Source organism: Melioribacteraceae bacterium, from assembly GCA_035362835.1.
In the GTDB taxonomy this organism is placed as follows: Bacteria; Bacteroidota; Ignavibacteria; order Ignavibacteriales; family Melioribacteraceae; genus DSXH01.
Window position 1 is genome coordinate 610,630 of record DAOSDY010000001.1, and the last position, 17,027, is coordinate 627,656.

Genomic DNA, 17,027 nt, shown 5'->3' on the forward strand with positions numbered 1-17,027 from the left:
TAAAAACATTTTTCATTATTAATCCACCCGGTTAAGATGAATAAAGGAGTTAGAGTTATGAAACGATTATTTCTGCTGCTGTTAATTATTTCAATTACAATAAATGCTCAGGTGGAATACTCAACCGAAGCAAATCTGACTATCAACGCACCGGTATTTTTTGTTGATTTCGCTAATTACCGGAGCGAAGAAGAATCAAAATCCCGGCTCGATGTATTTATTCAAATTCCATATTCCTCCATTCAGTTCGTAAAAAAAGATAACTTATTTTCAGGCGGTTATACCGTAACACTGACATTCTACGATATCAATAAGAACAATATATTGTTCGAAAGGAACTGGAAAGAAAAAGTTTCAACCGCGGATTTCACTCAGACTGTTTCAAGGAACAATAATAATATTTCATACCGTATGTTCAACCTTAATCCGGGTAATTACACAATAAGGTGTATTCTGGAGGATTCAGATTCCAGAAGAGCAGCTACGCGGGAATTCAAAATAACATTAAAGAATTTCAAAGATTCACTGAGTGTTTCGGATCCTCTTCTTATTTCCGAAATTGTAAAAGATCCTGAAGGAGATAAAATTGTTCCGAATATTGCCAGAGCGGTTTCTAATAAAACAGTTAAACTTCCTTTTTACTTTGAACTCTATTCTAATAAAGACCAGCAGGTAGTACTGGAATACCAGATTGATAACCTGAAGAGCAATGTAACTACCAAGTACATGAGTCCGCAGATGGTCAAAGCCGGCGTTAATTCAATTTACCATACAATTGAAAATGTCGACTTTAAACTCGGTGATTATGTTTTAAACATAATTCTGAAAAATGAATCATGGAAGGAAGTTGCATCATCACAAAAGCAGTTCTATTCCAAAATCTACGGTTTCCCCAGTACTATTGTTGATCTCGACAAAGCAGTAGCCCAGCTGATGTATATCGCATCGCCTGATGAAATAGGTTATATAAAAGATTCCGAGAATTACAACGAGAAGCTGGAGAGGTTCTTAAGATTCTGGGATAAGAAAAAACCGAACAGTACGCTTGAGGAAAATCCGATTCTTTATGAATACTACCGCCGTGTTGAGTATGCGAATAAAAACTTTAAAGGATTCGGCGAAGGCTGGAGATCGGATATGGGACTTATCTACATAACTTTCGGTCCTCCCAATAATGTTGAGCGTCATCCCCTTGCTGCCAATTCGGTTCCGTATGAAGTATGGGATTACTACGACCTTAACAGATCTTTTATCTTTGCAGATCAAACAGGTTTCGGGGATTATAGATTAATGAATCCCGACTTCAGCCGTTGGCCGGGATACAGACAGTAGAAAAGATGATTCTTACAGTAACATTAAATCCGCTTCTGGAAAAAAGATACTTTTTCAAAGATGTCGAGCTCGGCAAATCCCACCGTTGCTTCAAAGAAGAATTGAGTGCCGGCGGGAAAGGAATCAATATAAGCAGGCAATTAAATCTTCTGGGGATGAAAAACTCCGCTTACACTTTCCTCGGTGGAAATAACGGTAAGCTTCTTAGAAGCCTGCTTACACACGAGCAGATTGAATATTCATCTGTCTCAACCAGATCGGAAACAAGTACTGCCGACCTTATAATTGAAGAGAGTAATCACAGGATTACTACTTTCTTCGGAGTCAACAGCCCGATCACAAAAGAGGAATCGGACCAGTTCAAGGAGAAGATCGAAAAGATGATTCAGAACTGTTCTATCGCGGTCTTCTCCGGAAGTTCTCCGTGTAAAGAAACAGATGACATTTTCCCCTATGCAATTGACCTTGCCAATAAGCACGATAAGATTTCAATTCTCGACACTTACGGCCCTCATCTTTCACATTGTATTGATGCGCTTCCCACTGTTGTTCATAATAATGTAAGCGAGGTTGAAGAATCACTTGGTATCAATCTTAAAAGCGAAACCGAAAAAATAGATTATCTAGATAACCTTTATAAAAAGGGAATCAAGCTTGCGTTTCTGACCGACGGGCCCAATCCATTCTATGCGTCAAAATATGATTTTCATTACCGGATTATACCTCCATACGTAAACGAGGTCGATTCTACTGGAAGCGGCGACGCTTTTACTGCCGGACTGGTTTACGGTCTGGAGAATTCAATTGTATTCGACGAGTTCGTAAAAATTGCGGCGGCACTTGGAGCGGCAAACGCTTCAATGCTCGATACCTGCAGTGTCTCTAAAGAAATGCTGGACACATTTAGATCCGAAATTAAAATTGAACCTATCGGCAAGCGGATGAAACTGATTGACGACTCGCCGACAACTCATTGAGCATAAGATGGATTTTTATGATTAAGTTCTTTTTAAATCCAATCTCCTGCCGCATTACATTCCCTTCTAACATTTTGCTGTTCTTATTAATAAGTCTATTCTTAAATGGATTTGCCTTCCCCCAGTCAATTCAAAAAATTGAAATTGCAGGTGCGGAAAATTTCACCACTGCTGAATACAGGAACTGGATTAAAATTTCTGAGCGCTCCAAATATTACAAAGGTATTGAGGATTCAATAAGAAAAAGAATCGGCACCGAATTAAAATCGAACGGTTACTACAATTACAGTTTTGAAAAAATCGAATCCGTTTTAATTGATTCATCACAAATTAGAATTATTGTTTCAATAAATGAAGGAATGCCTACTTTAATCAGAAATATCAACTATAACAAATCCATAACCGATTCAACTTTATTGGAATACGGATTTCTAAAGCTAAGAGGAAGTACTTTCAGCAGAGTAAGTATTGAGAACAGTATCAATGAGATATTAACCGGCTTCGAAAATAGAGGATACCCGTTTGCAAACATTAGGATTGAATCGGTCTACTTTTATAACGAATCCGGTTCAGACAATCCGCTTGCAGATATCTATCTGACAATCGACGCGGGTAGAGAGAGCCGTATTAACAGAATAGAACTTTCCGGAAATTCTAAAACGAAAGCTGACTTGATAGTAAGAGCAATAGGATTGAAACCCGGGGATCTCTACATTCAGAACAATATTGATAATGTTGCAGTAAGACTGAACCGTCTCCGCTTCTTCGAACCGGTTGATCCGCCTGAATTCTATTTTAATTCCTCGGATGAAGGAATATTAAAAATAAGTGTACGGGAGAAGGAGACTAATAATTTCGACGGAATAATCGGATATATACCCGGAATACATCAGAACGAAAAAGGATTTGTAACTGGATTCATAAATGTAAATCTAAGGAATCTCTTCGGAACCGGACGGTCTGCCGCGTTTAAGTGGCAGCAGGAGAACCGTTACTCACAGGAACTTGAAATACGTTACCTTGAACCCTGGCTGTTCAATTTTCCCTTGAACATTGAAGCAGGACTTTTTCAGCGGAAGCAGGACAGTACTTATGTGCAGCGGAGCGCAGAAGGTAAAATCGAATATGCAGCTACGGATGAAATCTCCGCGTCATTAATTCTCAACACACAATCGACAATTCCCTCGGAGCGCGCGAGCAAAAGTTTTACGGTTTACAATTCTACGTCATTCACTACGGGATTGAATGTTAAGATTGATACACGGGACGACTTTTACGCTCCTTTAAGCGGTATTCTGCTAAGCAATTCTTATAAGTATACATCGAAGAGTATTGATGGGCCAAAAGATTTTATAACGCCTGACTTAAAAACCAGCATCGGATTTCAAAGACTGGAAATTGATCTCCATTATTTTCTTCAGATTTTCCGGGATCAGGTTATTTCAGCAGCGGTTCACGCTAGAGAACTTAAAGGTAACGACGTTGAAATCAGCGATCTTTACCTACTGGGTGGAACAAATACTCTGCGGGGATACAGGGAAAAACAATTCGCTGGCAACCGGATACTCTGGTCCAACCTCGAATACCGCTACCTTTTAAGCCGCAGATCTTTTGTGTTTCTATTCTTTGATACCGGCTACTTCCTGAGAAATGAGGATTCTTTAAATAATATCCCGAGTGTATCTGAATTCAAGTACGGATATGGTATTGGATTTAACATTGAAACCGCCCTGGGGATACTCGGCGTAAGTTTCGCGTTGGGAGAAGGCGATTCATTCGGCGAAGGGAAAATCCATTTCGGTATAATCAACGAGTTTTAATTCATTTTATACTTCACCCGCTGTTCGATAATTTAAATTCCATTTTCTATTTTTGTGCATGAACTCATTAAAAAAATTCGATACTGAATTCCTCTCGCGGAAAATTAAATTAATAGCCGGTGTTGATGAAGCCGGACGGGGACCTATTGCCGGTCCGGTAGTTGCCGCTGCCGTTATATTTGATAAAAAAACTTTTAACGATAGAATAAACGATTCAAAAAAACTTGCAGAAGAGACCCGCGAGGAATTGTACACCTGGATAGTTGCTAATTGTATTTCGTACGGCGTTGGAATAGTAGACCACGAAGAGATCGACAGAATCAATATCCTTCAGGCATCTTTGAAAGCCATGAAAATCGCCGTATCCGGACTTGAACCCGAACCTCATCTCTGCCTTATAGACGGAAACAAATCTTTTATTTCGGAAATACCTACAAGAACAATTGTAAAGGGGGATTCAAAATCTATTTCGATTGCAGCCGCTTCAATAATTGCGAAAGTAACGCGCGACAGAATTATGAATAACTATGCGAAAAAATATCCCGGATACAGATGGGACCGCAATAAAGGTTATGCAACAAAAGCGCATATTAACGCTGTTAAAAAATTAGGAGCTACACGGCTCCACCGTCAGACTTTTCTCAGCAGAATTCTTGAACAGGAAAAACAGGAAGTTTTATTCTAGTTTAATCCGCGACAGGATTACTTTGGTACTTGGCTAGTCAGTCTCTAATTCATAGAGAATCCGGGGGGTGAAATGAATAACGAAGAAAGAAAGAATAAACGTAAAACGGGAACCGGGGGGGAAGAAATTGCATGCGGGTTTCTTACCAATCTCGGTTATAAGATACTTGAGAGGAATTATCAATTCGGGCATGGTGAAATCGATATAATTGCAGAAGATGGAGATGCTATTGTTTTTGTTGAGGTGAAGTACAGAAAGAATCTGGATTACGGTCCACCGGAAAGTGCCGTTACTCTTTCGAAGCAGAAGCAGATCAGGAAAATCGCATCGGCATACTTATGGGAAAAAGAAATTAAAGAAAGGCCCTGCAGAATAGATGTGGTTGCAATTCTGCAGTATCACGGGCAGAAACCAGAGATAACACATTACGTAAATGCTTTTTAGCAAACCATTTTTACAGTCTATCAAATAAGTATTTCTTTTACTATTTTGGTCATCAAAACAGAGTAGTTTTACTTCTCAAATGAAATTACCCAAACTAAAACAGAGCCGCCGACTCAAGTATTCCGATTATCTATATAATTTTTTCGCAACTATCACCGGCCTTACAATTTTCAACTGGGAGTTCATAAAACAGGCATTCATTCCTCCATATGAGATTTCCGAGATAAAAAAGCATATGGACGAACTCGGAGTTAAAACTTTCGGAATAGTGAGTATTACCGGGCTGATAATTGGCCTGGTTCTGGCCATGCAGAGTCAGCCGGTTCTTCAGCGTTTCGGTGCAACGGATTTTCTACCCGGGATGGTTGCATTATCGGTTGTCCGAGAACTCGGACCGGTTATAACCGCACTAATATTTGCCGGACGGGTTAGTTCGGGAATAGGGGCAGAACTCGGTTCGATGCGTGTTACAGAACAGATCGATGCTATGGAAGTCTCGGCAGTTAATCCGTTTAAATTCCTGGTGGTCACTCGCGTAATAGCAACTACAATGATTCTTCCGGTTCTATCGGTTTATGTTATTGTGATAGCAATTTTCGGCGGATACATCGCAGTTATAATAACAGAAAATATGAACATTTATTACTATATCGATTCTGTTCTCCGCTCTGTGGAGTTCGGTGATTTTATACCCGGCGTTGCAAAAACTTTTGTCTTTGGTTATATAGTAGGGCTTGTTGGATGTTATAAAGGATTCACCGCGGAAGGTGGAACTGAAGGCGTTGGAAGAGCATCCACAACTTCAGTGGTTCTCTCATCGCTGCTTATTTTAATTTTTGATATGATACTTGTAAAAATATCGTTATGGATATGGCCGACATTAGGATAGTTGAAATAAGAAATCTTTCCAAGAGATTCGAGGACCTGATCGTTCTCGACAATATTTCGCTCGAAGTACATCGTGCCGAGAATCTTGTTGTCTTCGGAAGAAGCGGTCAGGGTAAGAGCGTTCTGCTGAAATGCATTATCGGGCTGATGCCGCCGGATGAAGGGACAATTTTGATTAAGGGTGAGGATATATCCGGGCTTTCAGTGGATGATATGAACCGGTTACGTAAAAATATCGGTTTCCTGTTTCAGGGCTCGGCTCTTTACGATTCTATGACAGTAAGAGAGAACCTCTCGTTCCCTCTCAAGAGAAATTTTCCGGAGATGACTCCGGCCGATATAACAAGTAAAGTGATTAATACGCTTGAGCTAGTTGGTCTTGAAGATGCGGTGGATAAAATGCCGTCTGAATTATCCGGCGGTATGAAAAAAAGAATTGCCCTGGCCCGTTCGATTATAACAGACCCGGAATTGATGCTTTACGACGAACCGACAACCGGCCTGGACCCGATTACAACAAAAGAAATAAGCGAACTGATCATTAATCTTCAGAAGAAACTGAATATGACTTCAATTGTGGTTACTCACGATTTAATATGCGCTGAAATAATAGCAGACCGGGCAATTTTCCTGAAGGATGCAAAAATCGCATACCAGGGAAGTATTAAAGAACTTACAAGTTCCGGCGATAGCTTTTTGAAGAATTTTTTCAGTAACGAAATAATAAAAGTTTGAGAGGCTCAATATGTTAAAACAACTCGAAGGCGCCCGTTTAGGTATTTTCATTTTTATCGGGACAGTTTTACTTGTCATTTCGATTTTTCTCCTCGGAAGTAAAGAGAAACTCTTTACAAGTACAATTGAAGTGAAAGCTTATTTCAATCAGATCGAAGGATTGAAGTCGGGTGCGCCTGTTCGTTTGAGCGGCTATGATATCGGAAGCGTAAGCGGAATTTCCCTTGTCGACCAGGAATCGGGTAACGTAGAAGTGAGAATGCGTATCGATGTTGGACTGAAACATTTCATCCGTCTCGACAGTCAGGCGGCGATCGAAACGGAAGGCCTTGTCGGCAAAAAAATTGTAACAATCACTCCGGGTTCTCCCGACCTTGAAGTAATTGAAGAAGGCGGAATAATCAAATCCAAAAACCCGATGAATGTTGCCGCGATAATCGAAGAGACAGAAGCAGTCATATCATATCTCAAAAACCTGACGAAGGACCTGTCCGAGATAATCGCCAAGACCAACGAAGGTGAAGGAACATTCGGTAAACTTGTTAACGACGACCGGCTCTATAAAGCGGCCGTAAACATTACTCAGAATGCCGATAAAAATATGAACGCACTTACGGACCGGCTAAGCGACATTACTGATATTATTGTAAACACGAGCAAGAGTATCGGTTCAATAATCGCTAACGTTGATACCGCGGTAATTGATGTAAGAAAGCTTGTTGACAGGGTTGAAAAAGGTGAAGGAGCACTCGGTACTCTCCTAACCGATCAGAAAATTGCCGATTCGATCCGTACTTTGATTTACAATTTCTCCAAGACATCGGAGGATGCGCGTATGGCAACTTCCAGTCTGGCAGAAAATATGGAGGCGTTAAAGCACAACTGGTTGTTCAAAAGTTATTTCGAGCAGCGCGGTTACTGGAATAAAGCTGAATATGAAATTGAAATCGAAAAAAGATTAAGAGATTTGCAGGAACAGAACGACATTCTGGATAAAAAAATAAAAGAACTTCTGGAACTGGAAAAGAACCTGGAGAAGAATAAAAAATAAACTTTACTTTAAAAGCTGCGTGTGGAATTTATTGATCTTCTCTACATAACTTAATGTTTCTTCATGGCGCCATCTGGGAACTTCCGGGGCTACTATAGATATGTTCTCCCAGTCGGTATGATCAAGATTTTTATCTTTCGCTTTTTCCTGTGCTTTAAGAATAGTACCTCTGCCTGCATTATAACTTCCGAATGTAAACCTGAATTTTTCATCGCTCTCCGCTATTTCTTTCCAGGCTTTATAGAGCTGGCGGTCGTAGTAGATTCCCGCGGCAATATTCCAGACGGGATCGTCAATGTTATCAAATTCAGGATTGGCACTCTGAACATCTGCAAAAGTCGATGGCATTAGCTGCATCAGTCCTCTTGCGCCAACCGGGCTGACAGCCTCCGGCAATAAACTGCTCTCTGCCATACTCTGGGCTTTAAATAACTTCCAGTCGTACCCCGGCCCGAAAAAGCGCTTGCTGTACTTTTTAAAAGTATCGTCATATTCGGTAAACTTTTTCTGAGCGATTAATCCCGAAGCAGTAAAAATTAAGACAACAAAGAGAAGGTATTTCAATTCAATGCCCCTGCAATTATTAAAGCGATCGAAATAAACAATGCGGCAATAAAAATCGACACAGCCACATTACCCTTTTTAAGTTCCTCTTCAAAATCGATCTTGGGGGAAAGTTTATCAAAAATTTTGTAAGAAATAAACATTAATAAAACACCAAGAACTGCATAAAGGAAATTAATCCCGATAATCGTCCATTCCATAATTTCTCCATTGAATGATTTTATTCCGCAATAATATAATCATGATTTCCGGGTTATTCAATCACTGTAATGTATAGTATTAAGTGTCAGTCCAATTTTGTAATTTGCCTGACGCGATTAATCATTTTACCGGTTATGGCAAAGAATAATAAGTCACAGTCAGAATATAAAATAATCGTCAGGGGAGCCCGTCAGCATAACCTGAAGAACATATCCCTCGAGATACCGCGCAACAAGCTGGTTGTCTTTACAGGAGTAAGCGGAAGCGGGAAATCCTCGCTAGTATTCGACACAATTTATGCGGAGGGACAGAGACGATATGTAGAGAGCCTATCGGCATACGCACGCCAATTTTTGGAAAGGATGAACAAACCGGATGTAGATTTTATAAATGGTATCTCGCCTGCAGTTGCAATTGAACAGAAGACAGGTGCCCGGAATCCCCGTTCCACCGTTGGCACCAGTACAGAAATATATGATTATCTCCGCCTGCTATTCGCCAGAATCGGAAAGACATATTGTTTCAGCTGCGGAAAAATTGTTCGTAAGGATACTGTAGGTTCAATTTCCGAATGGCTCGAGACTCAAAACGCGGAAGAGAAGTTCTACATTGGGTTCCCGATTCATTCTCACGAGGGAAGGACTGTTATTGAAGAACTCGATCTCTTGAGAAAGAAAGGATTCTTCAGGATATTTATTAAGAATGAGCTTATCGATCTTAATTCGAAAATAACCACGCCGAAGTCCAAAGAGAATATTATAGTAGTAATCGACCGGTTTAAGATAAGGAAAGGAAATGTCCGCGAATCGCTGGCAGAATCGATCGAAGCCGCTTTCAAGGAAGGTGAAGGGCGTTTAGCAATAATTAACGCCGATACAAACAGGATCTTCCATTTCACAAAATTCTACGAATGCTGCGGAATCCGTTATGAAGAGCCCGAACCAAGATTTTTCTCTTTCAATAATCCTTTCGGTGCCTGCCCGGTCTGTCAGGGCTTCGGTAAAACAATGGGATACGAAATGGATCTTATTGTACCGAATCCGAATCTTACTCTGAGTGAAGGCGCAATTGCTCCGTGGCGTACGGTAAAGTACAGCAAGTACATGCGGGATCTTATTCGAAACAACAACAACAGGATTCCTCTTGACGTACCATTTAAAGATTTATCGGCAGAGAAACTGAATTTAATTAAAGATGGCTTTAAGGGATTTGCTGGTATAAACGGATTCTTTGAGCACCTTGAACAGAAGACTTACAAGATGCATATCAGAATTCTGCTGAGCAAATACAGAGGTTATACCACATGTCATGCATGTCGTGGTTCACGATTGAGACGCGAAGCTCTTCAGGTTAAGATTGCCGATAATTCAGTTCATGATATAGTTCAAATGTCTATTGAACGGGCATACGTATTTTTTAGATCTCTTAAATTGACAAGCACAGAAAAAGCAATTGGACAGAGAATCTTTGAAGAGATTGTTAAGCGTCTTACATTTTTGAACGACGTAGGACTCGGCTATCTTACATTAGACCGTTTAAGCAGTACTCTTTCCGGCGGCGAAACACAGAGAATCAATCTGGCAACATCACTCGGTTCGGCTCTTATGAGTACTCTTTATGTTCTCGACGAGCCGAGTATCGGACTTCATCCGCGCGATAATTCACGATTAATTAAAATACTCAAGTCTCTCCGCGATATCGGAAACACTGTAATAGTTGTTGAGCACGATCCGGAAATGATGCGCGAGGCGGATATGATATTTGATATGGGTCCTCGCGCAGGAATTCACGGAGGCGAGATTATTGCTCAGGGAAGTTATAATGAAATAATAAAAAACGATGCCTCTCTTACCGGGAAATATCTGTCCGGCCGGCTTACAATTCCGGTTCCAGTAGAGAGGAACACAAAGAAAACCGAATCGATAAAAATTACCGGGGCCAGGGAGAATAATCTTAAGAATGTAACGGTGGAATTCCCTCTTAAAAAATTTGTGGTTGTTACCGGAGTGAGCGGTTCCGGTAAAAGTACGCTTGTACACGATATTCTTTACAGTGGAATTGTAAAGCTGAATGGCGGTAATCCACAGAAGCTGGGTAAGTTCGATTCGATAGAAGGTGCCAGATTCGTCGATCAGATCGAAATTGTAGACCAGTCGCCAATCGGAAAGTCTCCGCGTTCAAATCCGATCAGCTATGTTAAGGGTTATGAACTGATAAGAGAATTATACGCATCCACACCTGCAGCTAAAGCAAGGGGATATAAACCCGGATTCTTTTCTTTCAATGTACCGGGCGGCAGATGCGATACCTGCGAAGGTGAAGGATATGTTAAGATTGAAATGCAGTTCCTTGCAGATCTCTACCTTGAATGCGACGATTGTAAAAGTACACGATTCAAAAAAGAGGTAAGAGAGATTACATACAAAGGGAAAAATATTGTTGATGTGCTGAATATGACCGTTGACGAAGCATTGTTGTTCTTCGAAAATGTTGAGAAGATTCAGAAGACATTAAGAGTGCTCTCCGACGTAGGACTGGGATATATTAAGCTCGGTCAGCCTTCCACCACTCTTTCCGGCGGTGAAGCCCAGCGAGTTAAACTTGCGTCCCACCTTTTTACTCACAGAAAAAACCAGCATACTCTCTTCATCTTCGACGAACCAACTACCGGACTTCATTTCGACGACATAAGCAAACTTCTGAGATGTTTTCAGATGCTGATTGAAAACCAGAATTCTGTTGTTATAATCGAGCACAATCTCGATATAATCAAATGCGCGGATCATGTGATAGACCTGGGTCCCGAAGCTGGCGATAAGGGGGGCTTTATTGTTGGTGTTGGAACTCCGGAGGATATATCCGCCATTGAAAACTCATACACCGGTAAATTCTTAAAAGGAATTTTAGCTTAAGACATATTTGGGGCATTGGTAAACCACTCTTATTTAATTAAATCACTTTCAATGAATTATTTTTAGTATTAATTTGTTGTCAGTTAGAGCAAAGATTATAAATATGCAGGGAAATTATATGTACCAGTCAAACAGAAAATACATCACACCCGAAATGAAAATGGCGGACATTATTTTGGAGAATCCGTCAATCCTTCTGTTAATGGAGCATTTCGGATTGAATTTTATTGTAAATGAAAAAACAGTTACACAGCTATGCGAGGAAAACGGGATTAGTGTAAGAGTGTTTATATCATTCGCCAATCTTTATAATGGATTTCATATATCCGGCGAAGAGGATTTTTCCAACGGAGACATAGCTGACATAATAGTCTATCTGAAAAACTCTCATAATTTTTACGAAAATGAAAAATACCCCGAACTTATCGCGCTGATACAGGAATTGTACTCAAAGAACGATTCGCCCGAAATAAAATTGATAGATAAATTTTTTAACGAATATTTCGGGGAAGTAAAAGAGCATCTATCATACGAGAACAGCACCGCTTTCCCATACTTTAACGAACTTCTACGTAAAGGTGAAAGGAAGTCAAATAGAATTAATGATTTTTCTGTTAGCGAATACAGTGAACATCACACCGACATCGAGTCGAAGCTGAATGATTTAAAAGAGCTGCTGCTTAAACACGTGCCCGTTCAAAACGACAGGGTACTCCGGAGGAAAATAATTGAAAGCTTATTCGAACTTGAATACGATCTGAAAATTCATTCGACAATTGAAGAGACCATATTAATGCCATTAATAAGCAGATTGGAAAGAAGTTTAGCGTGAGTAAACAAATAATTAATATAGTTATACTCGAACCCTCGCAAGTTATTCACGAGGGGCTTTCAAATATATTTTCAAAATCCGGTCAGTATTTTAAATTGTTCCGCGCCGACGACCTGAATGACATTGAAAATTTCCTGAAGAAAGAAAGCCTTGATGTTATTATTATCAATCCGTCGCAGATACAAAACAAGGACAAAGAATTCATTGCGCTTAAAAAAATAAATCTGAATACATGCTGGGTTGCGCTTGTTTATACATTTTTCAATCAGAAGATGCTGGCGCTTTTTGATAAGATTATACACATTACCGATTCACCGGATACAATCTTAGAAATTATCAATAAATTAAGCGGCGATAATTCCGGCAATATATTGCAAGCAGAACACGAATCCTTATCCGAAAGAGAAATAGACGTATTGAAACTTTTAGTCGCGGGATTCTCTAACAAAGAAATTGCTGATAAACTATTCATCAGCGTTCATACGGTTGTAAGCCACAGAAAAAACATCTCACAAAAAACCGGTATAAAAAGCCAGGCCGGCTTAACAATTTATGCCATTACCAAAAAAATTATTCAATTGGAAGATTATACAAATCAATAATATCATTTCTCCCTATTAAATGGGATTCAAAATTAAAAATATCCCGTAAATCGGCGATTGATAGCCTCGTAATTCACATTTAATTTTCAAAAGTTTTTCTACCGGTAAATAATTTCGTATGGATGAAGAAAAACCATAAACTATACGTCTTGTAACTCGGAAGCTACTAACGGGCATTTCGATAATGAAAGTGAAATTGTTATCCGAACAAATTCAAAGGTCAAGTAATCATTCAAAAAAGGAATAAAAATGAGTAAGCTTTTAATATTTCTATTAATGTTCTCAGGTATCTCAATAATTGCCCAGCCAACCAAACAGGATACAATAAAAAGTTATGAGCTTAAGCCGGTAACAATTATTGATGATAAAGCAAAATCAATTCCGGGTTCCGGACAATTTATTAACAATCGTGAATTGGAAAAACTTAACCAGCCTAACATAAATAATGTTCTTCGCACTATTCCCGGTGTAAACATCAGAGACGAAGAAGGTTTTGGACTAAGACCTAATATTGGTTTAAGAGGTACGCCTGTAAATAGAAGTGCAAAAGTGACGTTAATGGAAGACGGAATTCTGATTGCCCCTGCACCATATGCCGATCCTTCGGCTTATTATTTTCCGACTTTTGCCCGTATGCAAGGTGTTGAGGTATTGAAAGGAAGCAGTCAGATAAAACATGGGCCTTATACTATTGGAGGTGCGGTAAACTTACTATCAACAGAAATTCCTGAATCATTTAAGGGCTTTGCTCAGATAGCTTATGGAATTTTTAATACAAATCAACAAAGAGTTTGGGTGGGTGATAGTAGAAACAACCTGGAATATGTATTTGAATTAAACAGAATAGCCAGCACCGGTTTTAAAGAATTAGATAATGGCAGCAATACAGGTTTTGACAGACAGGATATTTTGGGAAGACTCCGCTGGCACACAGACGAGGAGGCCACAATTTCTCAATCTGTAACCTTAAAATTCATGCACAGTTCTGAAGATGCAAATGAAACCTATTTGGGATTAACCTACGAAGATTATGTAGTAAATCCTTTAAGAAGATATTCCGCAACTCAAAAAGATCTGCTGGATATGAATCACCAGCACATCTCTATTAATCATTTAATACAACCGGCAAGTGGTCTTATAGTTAACACTACCGCATATTATGCAACAACGTTCAGAGACTGGGCAAGAGCAAATACCATTGGCGGACAAAGTATTAATAATATATTGAGTAATCCTGCAGAGCACCAAACCCCCTACCAAATAATGACCGGTAAAGCCAATGGGAATATAGATTACCAGAGTGCAGCCAGAACGTACTTTTCAAAAGGGATACAATCAAATGCGCAATACATATTTAATACAAGCGAGGTGTGGCATAAGATTCAGTTAGGGCTTCGCTATCACACAGACCAAGCTGACCGGTATGCAACACGTTCGGTTTATGCAATGACTAATGGAACTATGGTATTGTCTACGGCGGGAGTAAAAGGCAATCAGGAAAACCAGATAAGAGATGCAAGTAGTTTTGCATCTTATTTAAATTACGAAATGAACTACAAAGGTTTAAAGGTTAGTCCGGGTATTCGATTTGAAAAAATCAGATTGGATTTTCAAAATTATGGAAATGCAGACGTTGAGAGATTAGGCACTTCACTAAAAAAAGCTTCGAACGACTTATCTGTTTTCCTGCTCGGGATAGGTGTAAACTATGAAATTAATGCCGATATGAATCTATTTGGAGGTGTTCATAAAGGATTTTCGCCTCCGGGAATGCCTTCTTTAACTTCAACAACAGGTCAAGCCGAAGTAGAAACTTCTGTGAATTATGAATTAGGTTATAATTATGATAGCGAAGGATTAAATGCCCAGGTAACCGCTTTTTTAAATAATTATGATAATATCTTAGGCTCTGATAATGTATCCGGAGGTGGTGCGGGCACAGGCAATATGTTTAATGCAGGTAATGCAAAAATCCAAGGTTTAGAAGTTGGTTTAGCATACGATTTGCTTTATACAAAAAAGGCAACACAAGATTTTAAACTACCAGTATATATAGCATATACTTATACCTCAGCAAAGTTTAATGAGACTTTTAAAAATGGCGGAGGCGACTGGGGAAGCGGAATAATTAACAGAGGCGATTTCATTCCGTTTATCACACCTCATTTATTGACGGTTAGTATTGGTTTTGAAAATAATAAATTCGATGCTACGGTAATCGGTCGATATACCGGGGAAACAAGAGTAAAGCCGGGTCAAAACAACATTATTGTACCGGCTGAAAACGTAATCTATAATGATGTGAATGCGTTAAAAGGATTTTTAATCATTGACATTTCTGCTAATTATAGATTAGATAGAACCTTCACTGCTTTCACAACAATTAATAATCTTACAAACAGCAGAGCTATTGTGGCAAATTTGCCGCAGGGTTACAGACCCAATATGCCATTGAGTTTTAACGTTGGATTGAAAGCCGACTTATAAAAATTAAGACAACTTACAACAAGATATTTGCAAATGCATTGTTAAAGAAATGAAAGGATCATTTTTACTTTCATAAGCATTTTGTTATGCGATATACTGTAAGATCATCAATCCGGAAGACTTCAGTCATTAATCTGAGCGATTACGTGTCGGGCTAATCCTGTCAACAGGAATCTCAATCCGCCTCAAAAACGTCATTTTACTCCCCTAAAATTGGGATAAGATCAGGTCCAATTCCCATGTTTTAGTGATTGTAACCGGAGTACTACGTCCATAATTTTACCCCGGAATATTCGATTATTATGGAGTAAGGAGCAATGCAGTATGTACTTTTACAATTCATTTTTATACTCGTTTTTGCAGGAAACTATTTAGCACAAAAAAATCCGTTAAATATGCCGGACACAACAACAGTCCTAGATAAAATATTTTTAACACACGAAGCAACATACACGGGTGAATTTGCAGGAAATTTAACCGGCGGCAAAAAAACCGGTGGCGCTTATCTTGGGATGGCAAATATTAAAATCGGTTTTGAGACAAAGACTTTAGAATTATGGGAAGGGGGGGAGTTTTTTCTGAATGGTGCTTCTACACACGGGGGGACACCATCGGAAAAATTAATTGGGGATTTTCAGGTTGCATCGAATATCGAAGCGGGCAACCGTACTTATCTTCATGAATTATGGTATAAACATAGTTACAAAAATTTTCAGGCTATAGTAGGACTGCAGGATTTAAACTCGGAATTTGTTACAAGCGAGTATGCCGGCAATTTCATTAATAGTTCGTTCGGCATACCTTCCTTAATAGCCGACAATATTCCCGTACCTATTTTCCCGCTGACAGCTCTCGGAATTACAGCCAGATATGAAGTTAACGAAAGTATGGCAATTCAGGCTGCAGTATTCGACGGATTGCCGGAAGATTCAGAAAGCAATCAGTACAATTTAAATTGGGATTTAAAATCGAGCGACGGAGTATTGGTTTTTTCTGAATTACAGTTTTCAATAGAGCTAGGGGATCTGCCCGGAAAATTGAAAGCCGGATACTACTATCATTCACATTTAAGAGAAACCTGTCCAGAAACTAAAATTGTTGAAACGGTGTTCGATAAGAACTACGGTTTTTATGCGATAGCCGATCAGAATTTATTAAAATCAGGGGGATACAATATCCTTGGAATATTTGCGCAGTTTGCAATCAGTCCAACAAACATTAATGCGCATAATTATTATTTTGGAGGAGGTATAAATTATCAGATTGTTTCCGATAATGGAACCAAAGACTTATTAGGCATTGCTATCGCTCACGCAGGATTTTCAAATAAAGACTTAAGAAACGAGACAACAGTAGAAATGTTTTACAAAGCACACATTACCGAAAATCTTTTTTTTCAGCCCGATATCCAGTACATAGTTAATCCGGCAGGAACGGAAAATAATTTAAGAAATTCGGTCGCTGCATTTCTAAGATTCGGAATAAACTTTTAAATAT

Annotated in this window: 15 protein-coding genes; 13 read left to right on the plus strand and 2 right to left on the minus strand. The window is 39.3% G+C overall.

Features of this window, described 5'->3' with window-relative positions:
* The first annotated feature begins 57 nt into the window (after nucleotides 1-57).
* The 8 genes from PLZ15_02610 (at nucleotide 58) to PLZ15_02645 (ending at nucleotide 7,932) form a co-directional block, all read left to right on the plus strand.
* Complete coding sequence (locus PLZ15_02610; protein ID HOI28625.1) at nucleotides 58-1,332, plus strand: GWxTD domain-containing protein; 1,275 nt, start codon at nucleotides 58-60, stop codon at nucleotides 1,330-1,332.
* 5 nt (nucleotides 1,333-1,337) lie between these two features.
* Nucleotides 1,338-2,309: a PfkB family carbohydrate kinase gene (locus PLZ15_02615; GenBank protein HOI28626.1), complete on the plus strand. Its 972-nt coding sequence runs from the start codon at nucleotides 1,338-1,340 to the stop codon at nucleotides 2,307-2,309.
* Between the two features lie 17 nt (nucleotides 2,310-2,326).
* Nucleotides 2,327-4,129: a BamA/TamA family outer membrane protein gene (locus tag PLZ15_02620; GenBank protein HOI28627.1), complete on the plus strand. Its 1,803-nt coding sequence runs from the start codon at nucleotides 2,327-2,329 to the stop codon at nucleotides 4,127-4,129.
* 58 nt (nucleotides 4,130-4,187) lie between these two features.
* A complete protein-coding gene (locus PLZ15_02625) occupies nucleotides 4,188-4,814 on the plus strand; it encodes a ribonuclease HII (protein HOI28628.1) in 627 nt (208 codons plus the stop codon).
* 72 nt (nucleotides 4,815-4,886) lie between these two features.
* Complete coding sequence (locus PLZ15_02630; protein ID HOI28629.1) at nucleotides 4,887-5,258, plus strand: YraN family protein; 372 nt, start codon at nucleotides 4,887-4,889, stop codon at nucleotides 5,256-5,258.
* A gap of 79 nt (nucleotides 5,259-5,337) precedes the next feature.
* Entirely contained in the window at nucleotides 5,338-6,147 is an 810-nt protein-coding gene (locus PLZ15_02635; protein HOI28630.1) for an ABC transporter permease, read from the plus strand.
* On the plus strand, nucleotides 6,129-6,881 hold the full coding sequence (locus PLZ15_02640; protein HOI28631.1) for an ABC transporter ATP-binding protein: 753 nt from the start codon (nucleotides 6,129-6,131) through the stop codon (nucleotides 6,879-6,881). Before PLZ15_02635 ends, PLZ15_02640 begins: the two co-directional genes overlap by 19 nt.
* 10 nt (nucleotides 6,882-6,891) lie before the next feature.
* Nucleotides 6,892-7,932 carry an MlaD family protein gene (locus PLZ15_02645; GenBank protein HOI28632.1) on the plus strand — a complete coding sequence of 347 codons (1,041 nt, stop codon included), beginning with the start codon at nucleotides 6,892-6,894 and terminating at the stop codon, nucleotides 7,930-7,932.
* Between the two features lie 3 nt (nucleotides 7,933-7,935).
* Here PLZ15_02645 and PLZ15_02650 read toward each other — a convergent pair whose 3' ends face one another.
* Nucleotides 7,936-8,496: a transglycosylase SLT domain-containing protein gene (locus tag PLZ15_02650; GenBank protein HOI28633.1), complete on the minus strand. Its 561-nt coding sequence runs from the start codon at nucleotides 8,494-8,496 to the stop codon at nucleotides 7,936-7,938.
* Nucleotides 8,493-8,696, minus strand: coding sequence for a DUF350 domain-containing protein (locus PLZ15_02655; protein ID HOI28634.1), 204 nt, complete (start codon nucleotides 8,694-8,696; stop codon nucleotides 8,493-8,495). Before PLZ15_02655 ends, PLZ15_02650 begins: the two co-directional genes overlap by 4 nt.
* Before the next feature lie 135 nt (nucleotides 8,697-8,831).
* Here PLZ15_02655 and uvrA point away from each other — a divergent pair, with 135 nt between their 5' ends.
* From uvrA to PLZ15_02680, 5 genes are all read left to right on the plus strand, one after another.
* On the plus strand, nucleotides 8,832-11,609 hold the full coding sequence (uvrA, locus tag PLZ15_02660) for an excinuclease ABC subunit UvrA (protein ID HOI28635.1): 2,778 nt from the start codon (nucleotides 8,832-8,834) through the stop codon (nucleotides 11,607-11,609).
* Between the two features lie 118 nt (nucleotides 11,610-11,727).
* Nucleotides 11,728-12,441: a hemerythrin domain-containing protein gene (locus tag PLZ15_02665; protein HOI28636.1), complete on the plus strand. Its 714-nt coding sequence runs from the start codon at nucleotides 11,728-11,730 to the stop codon at nucleotides 12,439-12,441.
* Nucleotides 12,438-13,043 carry a response regulator transcription factor gene (locus PLZ15_02670; protein HOI28637.1) on the plus strand — a complete coding sequence of 202 codons (606 nt, stop codon included), beginning with the start codon at nucleotides 12,438-12,440 and terminating at the stop codon, nucleotides 13,041-13,043. Before PLZ15_02665 ends, PLZ15_02670 begins: the two co-directional genes overlap by 4 nt.
* Before the next feature lie 249 nt (nucleotides 13,044-13,292).
* On the plus strand, nucleotides 13,293-15,530 hold the full coding sequence (locus PLZ15_02675) for a TonB-dependent receptor (protein ID HOI28638.1): 2,238 nt from the start codon (nucleotides 13,293-13,295) through the stop codon (nucleotides 15,528-15,530).
* A 317-nt stretch (nucleotides 15,531-15,847) separates the two neighbouring features.
* Nucleotides 15,848-17,023 carry a carbohydrate porin gene (locus PLZ15_02680; protein HOI28639.1) on the plus strand — a complete coding sequence of 392 codons (1,176 nt, stop codon included), beginning with the start codon at nucleotides 15,848-15,850 and terminating at the stop codon, nucleotides 17,021-17,023.
* Nucleotides 17,024-17,027 lie beyond the last annotated feature (4 nt).

What these genes read in the sequence shown, in the direction of transcription:
- PLZ15_02620 (HOI28627.1), top strand. Translation starts at nt 2,327, where the DNA reads ATGATTAAGTTCTTTTTAAATCCAATCTCCTGCCGCATTACATTCCCT.
- PLZ15_02665 (HOI28636.1), top strand. Translation starts at nt 11,728, where the DNA reads ATGTACCAGTCAAACAGAAAATACATCACACCCGAAATGAAAATGGCG.
- PLZ15_02655 (HOI28634.1), bottom strand. Translation starts at nt 8,696, where the DNA reads ATGGAATGGACGATTATCGGGATTAATTTCCTTTATGCAGTTCTTGGT.
- PLZ15_02610 (HOI28625.1), top strand. Translation starts at nt 58, where the DNA reads ATGAAACGATTATTTCTGCTGCTGTTAATTATTTCAATTACAATAAAT.
- PLZ15_02615 (HOI28626.1), top strand. Translation starts at nt 1,338, where the DNA reads ATGATTCTTACAGTAACATTAAATCCGCTTCTGGAAAAAAGATACTTT.
- uvrA (HOI28635.1), top strand. Translation starts at nt 8,832, where the DNA reads ATGGCAAAGAATAATAAGTCACAGTCAGAATATAAAATAATCGTCAGG.
- PLZ15_02635 (HOI28630.1), top strand. Translation starts at nt 5,338, where the DNA reads ATGAAATTACCCAAACTAAAACAGAGCCGCCGACTCAAGTATTCCGAT.
- PLZ15_02675 (HOI28638.1), top strand. Translation starts at nt 13,293, where the DNA reads ATGAGTAAGCTTTTAATATTTCTATTAATGTTCTCAGGTATCTCAATA.
- PLZ15_02640 (HOI28631.1), top strand. Translation starts at nt 6,129, where the DNA reads ATGGCCGACATTAGGATAGTTGAAATAAGAAATCTTTCCAAGAGATTC.
- PLZ15_02680 (HOI28639.1), top strand. Translation starts at nt 15,848, where the DNA reads ATGCAGTATGTACTTTTACAATTCATTTTTATACTCGTTTTTGCAGGA.
- PLZ15_02630 (HOI28629.1), top strand. Translation starts at nt 4,887, where the DNA reads ATGAATAACGAAGAAAGAAAGAATAAACGTAAAACGGGAACCGGGGGG.
- PLZ15_02645 (HOI28632.1), top strand. Translation starts at nt 6,892, where the DNA reads ATGTTAAAACAACTCGAAGGCGCCCGTTTAGGTATTTTCATTTTTATC.
- PLZ15_02625 (HOI28628.1), top strand. Translation starts at nt 4,188, where the DNA reads ATGAACTCATTAAAAAAATTCGATACTGAATTCCTCTCGCGGAAAATT.